Raw genomic sequence first — 8,668 nt, forward strand, 5'->3', positions numbered from 1 at the left:
CCGACGCGTCGAAGCTGAACGAGGCGAACTGCAGCACCCCGACACCCGGCCCGACCTCCATCAGCGGACCGAACACCGACACCAGGTTCACCAGCGAACCGTGGGTGACGGCCACGCCCTTGGGCACGCCGGTCGACCCGGAGGTGTAGATCACGTAGGCCAGATCGGCGAGCGCGATGTCCACCTTCGGCGCGGTGCCGGGCAGTTCGGACAGCTCCGCACCGGTGCTCGCTTCGTCGAGCCAGACCGCCGGGCACGTCGTGGGCAGGTCCCGCGCCGTGTCATGGCGGCCGACCACCACCCGGGCCCCGCTGTCCGTGAGCATGAACGCGAGGCGCTCCGCCGGGTACTCCGGGTCGAGCGGCACATAGGCGCCACCGGCCTTCCACACCGCAAGGATCGCGACGACCATGTCCACGCCGCGCGGCAGGCACAGGCCCACCACCGACTCGGGACCCACGCCCCGGCCGACGAGGTGGTGCGCCAGCCGGTTGGCCCGCGCGTCCAGCTCCCCGTACGACACCTCGGTGCCTTCGAACACCACGGCCGTGCCCTCGGGGTTCCGTGCCGCGTGGCCGTGGAACAGCTCCGGCAGCGATACCGGTGCCACGTCCGCCGCGGTGTCGTTCCACTCGGTGAGCACCTGGTGGCGCTCGTCCTCGCCGAGGATCCCGACGCCGCTCAGCCGCGTCCGCGGGTTGGCGGTCAGCGCGTCCAGGACGCGGATCCAGCGTTCCACGAGCCGTTCGCCGGATTCCCGGTCGAACAGGTCCGCGGCCACGGTCAGCAGACCGCTCAGCCCGGCCGGCGCGCCCGCGGCGTCGAAGCCCTCGGCCACGCTGACGTCCAGGTCGAACTTGGCCACCGCGGTGCCCGTGGGCACCGCCTCGGCGTGCACGCCGGGCAGGTCCAGGACCGCCTCGGCGTTGTTCTGCAGGGTGAGCATCACCTGGAACAGCGGGTGACGGGCCAGGGAGCGCGTCGGGGCGAGTTCCTCGACCAGCCGCTCGAACGGCACGTCCTGGTGCGCGAAGCCCGACAGACCGGCCTCCCGCACCCGCTTCAGCAGCTGCCGGAACGTCGGGTCCCCGGACAGGTCCGCGCGGAGCACCAAGGTGTTGACGAAGAACCCGACCAGATCGTCGAGGGCCTCGTCCGTACGCCCGGCGTTCGCCAGACCCATGGGGATGTCCGTGCCGCCGCCGAGCCTCGACAGCAGGACCGCCATGGCGGCCTGCAGCACCATGAACACCGTCACGCCCTCGGCGCGCGCCACCTCCACCAGTCGCGCGTGCACCTCCGCCGGAATCTCCACCGGCAGTTGGTGGCCGCGGTTGCCGGCCACCGCGGGTCGCGGACGGTCGAAGGGCAGTGCCAGTTCCTCGGGCCCGCCCGCCAGCGCCTCGCGCCAGTAGGCGACCTGACGGGACATCACACTGTCCGGGTCGCTCTCGTCGCCGAGCAGCGTGCGCTGCCACAGCGCGTAGTCGGCGTACTGGACCGGCAGCGGCTCCCACCGCGGGGCACGGCCGTCGGTACGGGCCGCGTAGGCCACCGACACGTCGTGGGCCAGCGGACCCATCGACCAGCCGTCACCCGCGATGTGGTGCACCACCAGGACCAGCAGGTGCTCGTCCGCTCCGACCGGGAACAGCCATGCCCTGATGGGCACTTCGGACGACAGGTCGAAGGCGTACCCGGCGGCCTGTGCCACCGCGCCGTCCGGGTCCGCCGGGTCGGCATCACCGGTCAGCAGCTCCCAGTCCAGTTCCTCAATGCCGAGGATGTGCTGGTGGGGCTCGCCGTCGGCCACCGCGAACACGGTGCGCAGCACCTCGTGGCGGCCGATCACGTCCCGCAGCGCCGCGTTCAGCGCGGCGACGTCCACCCGGCCCGTCAGCCGCAGGGCCACCGGGATGTTGTAGGTGGGGCTCGGGCCGTCCAGCTGGCCGAGGAACCACAGGCGGCGCTGCGCGAACGACAGCGGCACCCGCTCGGGACGCTGCTGGGCGGTCACGGCGGCCCGGGCTGTGCCCTCTCCGGCCAGCCGGGCAGCCAGCCCGGCCACGGTGGGCGCGTCGAAGAGTTCCCGGATCTCCAGGTCGACCCCGAGCACCGAGCGCACCTTGCTCGCCAGTCGTACCGCGAGCAGCGAGTGGCCGCCGAGGGCGAAGAAGTCGTCGTCGACGCCGACGCTCTCCAGGCCGAGTACCTGGGCGAAGACACCGCACAGGATCTCCTGGCGCAGGTCGCCCGGGGTACGGCCGGAGGCCGTTTCCCCGGCCGCGAACTCCGGCGCGGGCAGGGCCTTGCGGTCCAGCTTCTTGTTCACCGTCAGCGGGATCTCGTCCAGGACGACGACCGCCGAGGGAACCATGTACTCGGGCAGATGCTCGGCCGCCAGCGCGCTGACCTCGGCGGGCATCCGGGCCGGCGCGGCGCCGTCGGCGAGGACGACGTAGGCGACCAGCCGGGTCTCCCCGGGGGTGTCCTCGCGGGCGATGACCGCGACCTGGGCCACCGAGGGGTGCGTGGCCACAACGTTCTCGATCTCGCCCGGCTCGATGCGGAAGCCGCGGATCTTGACCTGGTCGTCGGAGCGCCCGGCGAAGACCAGCTCGCCTTCGGGGGTCCAGCGGGCCCGGTCACCGGTCCGGTACAGGCGGGCACCGGCGGGACCGAACGGGTTGGCCACGAAGCGCTCTGCGGTCAGCGCGGACCGTCCGAGGTAGCCCCGCGCCAGGCCGGCGCCGGAGACGTACATCTCGCCGTTCACGCCCACCGGGGCCGGTGCCAGGCGCTCGTCCAGCACGTACACCTGAGTGTTGACCACGGGCGAGCCGATGGCCACTTCGGGAGCCTGCGGGTCGCAGCGCCACAGGGTGGCGTCGACCGTGGTCTCCGTCGGGCCGTAGGAGTTGAACATCGCGCGGCCCCGCGCCCAGCGCGCCATCACCTCGGGCTGGCACGCCTCGCCGGCCACGACCAGCACGGTGTCCGTACTGATCGACGTCTCCTCCAGGGTGGCCAGGACGGCGGGCGGGAGCGTCACGTGCGTCACCCGCTCGGCGGTGAGGAACGCGGGCAGCGCGTTCCCCAGCCGGCGCTCGGGCGGGATCACCACCAGGGTGGCCCCGGACAGCAGTGCCATGAGCCATTCCCAGCCGAAGGTGTCGAAGCTCGCCGAGGCGAACTGCCCCACCCGGTGACCCGTCCCGACGCCCAGGTAGCGGATGTGGCCCGCCACCAGGCTCGACACGCCCGCGTGGGAGACCAGTACGCCCTTCGGACGGCCGGTGGATCCCGAGGTGTAGATCACGTACGCGGGGTGGGTCACCGACAGCGCGGCCCGCCGTTCCGCGTCGTCCACCTCACCGGACGGCAGCGCGCCCAAGGCCTCGGCCACCTCGGCCGAGTCGAGCACCACCACGGTGGGGGCGGCCGACGGCGGCAGCGTGGCGGCGATGGCCCGGGTACTGAGGACCACCACCGGAGACGCGTCGTCACACATGTACGCGATGCGGTCGGCCGGGTATTCCGGGTCGATCGGCATGTAGGTGCCACCGGCCTTGAGGACACCGAGCAGCGAGACCATCAGCTCGCTGCCGCGCGCCAGGGCCACGGCGACCACGGTCTCCGGGCCGACGCCGAGGCCGGTCAGGTATCGCGCCAGGCGGTTGGCCCGGGCGTCCAGCTCAGCGTACGTCAGCTCCTCGCCGCCGGCGACGACGGCGACCGCGTCGGGCGTACGGGAGACGTGCGCCGCGAACAGCTCGGGCACGGTGCCGAACGGAACCTCGGCCGCCGTGTCGTTCCAGGCCTCCAGCACCTGGTGGCGTTCGCCCTCGTCGAGCACGTCCAGCCCGCCGACCCGGGTCTGCGGGTCGGCGACCAGCTGACCCACCACCCGGGCCAGGCGTGCGGCCAGCCGGGCCGCGGTACCCGCGTCAAACAGGTCCGCCGCCGCGGTCACCGTGCCGCGCACACCGGCCGGGGCGCCGTCGGCGTCGAACACCTCGCCCACTATCACGTCGAGGTCGAACTTCGCCACCGACGTACCCGCCGGAAGCATCTCGACATCGAGTCCGGGCAGGTCGAGGACGGCTCCGGCCGCGTTCTGGAGGGTGAGCATCACCTGGAAGAGCGCGTGGCGCGCCATGGAACGGCTCGGCGACAGTTCCTCGACGAGCCGCTCGAACGGCACGTCCTGGTGCGCGAACGCCGACAGGCTGGTCTCCCGCACCCGGGACAGTACCTCGCGGAACGTCGGGTCGCCCGACAGGTCCGTCCGGATCACCAGGGTGTTGATGAAGAAACCGACCAGGTCGTCGAGCGCCTCGTCCGTGCGCCCGGCGATCGGCGATCCGATGGGTACGTCGGTGCCCGCGCCCATCCGGGACAGCAGCGCCGCCAGCGCGGCCTGCAGCACCATGAACACCGTCACGCCCTCGGCCCGGGCCACCTCCACGAGGCGCGCGTGCACCTCGGCCGGGATCTCCACGGGGACGCGGTGACCGCGGTGGCTCGCCACCGCGGGCCGCGCGTGGTCGGCGGGCAGGTCCAGCTCCTCGGGCGCGCCCTCCAGGGCGTCGCGCCAGTAGGCCACCTGCTGGGCGATCACGCTGTCCGGGTCCTGCTCGTTGCCGACCAGCTCGCGCTGCCACAGCGCGTAGTCCGCGTACTGCACCGGCAGCGGCTCCCACGTGGGGGCCAGGCCCTCGCAGCGGGCGGCGAACGCGGTGGAGATGTCGCGGGCCAGCGGCGCCATCGACCAGGCGTCACCGGCGATGTGATGGACCGTCACCATGAGCACGTGCTGGTCGGGGCCGGTGGCGAACAGCCACGCGCGCACCGGAGCCTCGTGCGAGAGGTCGAATCCGTATGCGGCGGCCTCGGTGATCGCGTCGGTCAGGTCGGCCGGGGCCACCTCGGTCACCGACAGGTCCCAGCCGAGGTCGTCGAGTTCCGCGACGTGCTGGTACGGCTCGCCGTCGGCGACGGGGAAGACCGTCCGCAGCACCTCGTGGCGGCCGATGACGTCCCGCAGCGCCGCGTCCAGCGCGGCGACGTCCACCCGGCCCGTCAGCCGCAGGGCGACCGGGTCGTTGTAGGTGGCGCTCGGGCCTTCGAGCTGCCCGATGAACCACAGGCGGCGCTGCGCGAACGACAGCGGCACCCGCTCGGGACGCTCGCCCGCCGTCAGCGCCACCCGCGCCCGGTCGGCGCCGTCGAGACGCGCCGCCAGCCGCGCCACCGTCGGCGCCTCGAACAGCGCGCGCAGCGGTATTTCGACACCCAGCACCGCGCGCACCCGGCTGATCAGCCGCGTCGCCAGCAGCGAGTGACCGCCCAGCGCGAAGAAGTCGTCCTCCACACCGACCCGGTCCACACCGAGCACCTGCGCGAACACCCCGCACAGGATCTCCTCCTGGAGCGTGGCCGGGCCCCGCCCGGCGCCCGTCGCGGCCGTGTAGTCGGGTGCGGGCAGCGCCTTGCGGTCGAGCTTGCCGTTCGGCGTCAGCGGCAGCGCGTCCAGCACCACCACCGCGGACGGAACCATGTACGCGGGAAGGGACTCGGCCGCGACCTCCCGTACGGCGCCGCCGAGGACAGCCGCGTCGGTGTCCGGGCCGGCCGGGACCACGTAGGCGACCAGCCGCTTGTCACCCGGGACGTCCTCGCGCACCACGACCGCGACCCGGCCGACCGGGGCGTGCGAGGCGACGACCGCCTCGATCTCCCCCAGCTCGATGCGGAAACCGCGCACCTTCACCTGGTCGTCGGCGCGGCCCACGAACTCCAGCGTGCCGTCGACCGACCAGCGCACCGTGTCTCCGGTGCGGTACATCCGCTCGCCCGGCCCGCCGAACGGGCACGCCACGAAGCGTTCCGCCGACAGCCCCGGACGGCCCAGGTAGCCGCGGGCCAGGCCCGCACCCGCGATGTACAGGTCGCCCGCCACCCCGGCGGGCGCCGGAGCGAGGGTGGTGTCGAGCACGTACACCTGTGTGTTCGCGATCGGGGCACCGATCGAGGACACCCCGCCGGAGACCGTCGCCACCTCGGTGGCCGTCGACCAGATGGTCGTTTCGGTCGGGCCGTACAGGTTCGTCACCGATGCCGTCCTGGCCCGCAGGGTGCGGGCCAGCTCGGCCGGCAGCGCCTCGCCGCCGACCAGGGCGCGGACCCCGGCCAGGACGTCCCCGGCCGCGCGGGTGTCCTCCCCGGTCTCCTCCGCAGGCTCGGACACCAGGGCGTGCCACAGGCTCGGCGTGGCCTGGAGCGTCGTCGCGCCCGAGGCCCGGATCAGCGCGCGCAGCGCTTGCGGATCCCGTACGACGTCCGGGGTGGCCAGTACGACGCGCGCGCCGGCCAGCAGCGGAAGGTAGAGCTCCAGTCCCGCGATGTCGAAGCCGATCGTGGTCACGGCCAGCAGCCGGTCGTCTGCGTCCAGGGCGAAGCGCTGCTGCATGGAGGCCAGGAAGTTCACCAGCGACCGGTGCTCCACCACCACGCCCTTGGGGCGTCCGGTGGATCCCGAGGTGTAGATCACGTACGCCGGGTTCGCCGGGGCCGGCGAGCCCACGAGCTCGTCCGCCGTCAGCGGCCGGTCGTCCAGGCCCGCCGACTCGGCGATCACCGCGTCGTCGTCCAGGGCGATCGCGGGAACACCCCCGATCCCCTCGAATCCCGCCAGCCGCTCGATCAGATCCGCGCCGGTCAGGACGCACCGCACGCCCGCGTCGGCGAGGGTGAAGGCGATGCGCTCGGCCGGGTACTCGGGGTCGATCGGCAGGTACGCGGCGCCGGACTTCAGCACGCCCAGCAGCGCCACCACCAGGTCGATGCCGCGTTCCATGCAGACCGCGACCACGGACTCCGCACCGACGCCCCGGCCCGCCAGGAGCCGCGCCAGGCGGTTCGCCCGAGCGTCCAGCTCCGCGTACGTCACCTCGGTGCCCTCGCACACCACGGCGATGGCGTGCGGGGTGCGCGCGGCCTGCGCCGCGAGCAGTTCGGGCAGCGGTGCCCCCGGCACGTCCAGCTCGGTCTCGTTCCAGCGCGTGAGCATCCGCTGCCGGTCGGCCTCGTCGAGGACGCCGACCGTGTTCAGCGCCGGGTCCGCGCCGCCGTCCAGGGCCGCCTCCAGCGCGGCCACCAGGCCGTCGGTGGCGGTACGGACCATCGTCGCGACCGAGGCAGGGTTCACCGGCGCCACCGCGTCCACGACCAGCATCAGACCCTCGCCGTCGTCGTCGACCGCGACGGCGAGCGGGTAGTTGGTGCGCTCGCGGTTGAAGACCAGGCGCGCTCCCCCCATCCCGGAGGCGGGTCCCTCGCCCCCGTCGTCGCCAGGGTTGTGGCGGTAGTTGAGCATCGAGGCGAAGAGCGGGGTGTCTCCCTGTACGCCGCTGACCTGCTGGGCCACCGCGAGGGGTGCGTGCTCGTGTTCCAGCAGCGCCGCGAGCTGACCACGCATCGCGGTGACCGCCGCCAGCGCACCCGTCGAGTCGAGCCGGGCCCGTACCGGAAGCATGTTCATGAACGGGCCGGCCACCCGGTCGGATCCGGCGCCCGCGTTCATCCTGCCGAAGAGGACGGTGCCGAAGACCACGTCGTCACGGCCGCTGACCGCGGACAGCACCCGCGCCCACGCCACGTGCATCACCGTCGCCGCACTGGCACCCAGGCGACGGGCGACCGCGCGGACCCGTCCGGACAGCTCCGACGGGAACTCCAGCCGCGCCTCGACGGAGTCCATGCCGTCACCGCGCACGTCCACGAGTCCGAACGGCGCCGTCGGCTCGTCGACGTCGCCCAGCAGCTCCGCGAAGAACCGCTCGTGCACCCCGCTGTCCAGCCCGGCACGGGCCTGTACGACGAAGTTCCGGAACGGCAACGGCTCGGGCAGCTCCGCACCCCGGCCGTCCAGGACCGCCGCGACCTCGCCGAGCATGACCTCCAGCGCGGTGTGGTCCTGCACCATGTGGTGCACGCGCACCAGCAGCAGCCAGCGGCCGTCGGCGACCTCCGCCGCGTGCAGCCCGATCAGGGGTGCCCGGCCGAGGTCCATGGACAGGCCGACACCGGTCAGCAGCTCCTGCACCGGATCCGCGGCCCGCTCGTCCAGCGCCACCTCGGCCACGGACAGCGTCGCCCGGCGCCACACGACCTGCACGGGCTCGCGCAGCCTTCCCTCCCACACGATGGAGGTACGGAGGATGTCGTGCCTGTTCACGACCTGCTGGAGCGCGTCGGTGAAGGCGTCCAGGCGGTCGCGGGAGTCGAACTCCATGACCGTCGGGGTGACGTAGGTGTCCTCGCCGCCGTCGGCGAGGAGGTGGTGGAAGAGCAGACCCTCCTGGAGCGGGGCCAGCGGGTAGATGTCCGCCACGTTCGCGGCGCCGCCGTCGACGGTCGCGACGATCCGCTCCACCTCGGCGGCGGTCAGGTCCACCAGCGGCAGCATCTCCGGCGTGATGGTCGTGGTGCCCTCGGGGATCGCGTTCGCCGCGACCACGATGTGGTCCGCACCCGCTTCCACCGCCAGCCGCGCCACGGTCGGCGTCTGCAACAGCGCCCGCACCGAGACCGACACGCCGTGGCCGCGCAGGATCTCGACCAGGCGGATCGCCAGCAGCGAGTGACCACCGAGTGCGAAGAAGTC

At 73.2% G+C, this 8,668-nt stretch carries 1 protein-coding gene; it reads right to left on the reverse strand.

The window, feature by feature from the left end; translation table 11 throughout:
- Nucleotides 1–8,668, reverse strand: an 8,668-nt coding sequence (locus ABTY04_RS39615; RefSeq protein WP_352218286.1) for a non-ribosomal peptide synthetase, incomplete at both ends; no start/stop codon positions are given.

This window comes from Streptomyces sp. NPDC097981, assembly GCF_040302565.1.
Taxonomy (GTDB): Bacteria; Actinomycetota; Actinomycetes; order Streptomycetales; family Streptomycetaceae; genus Streptomyces.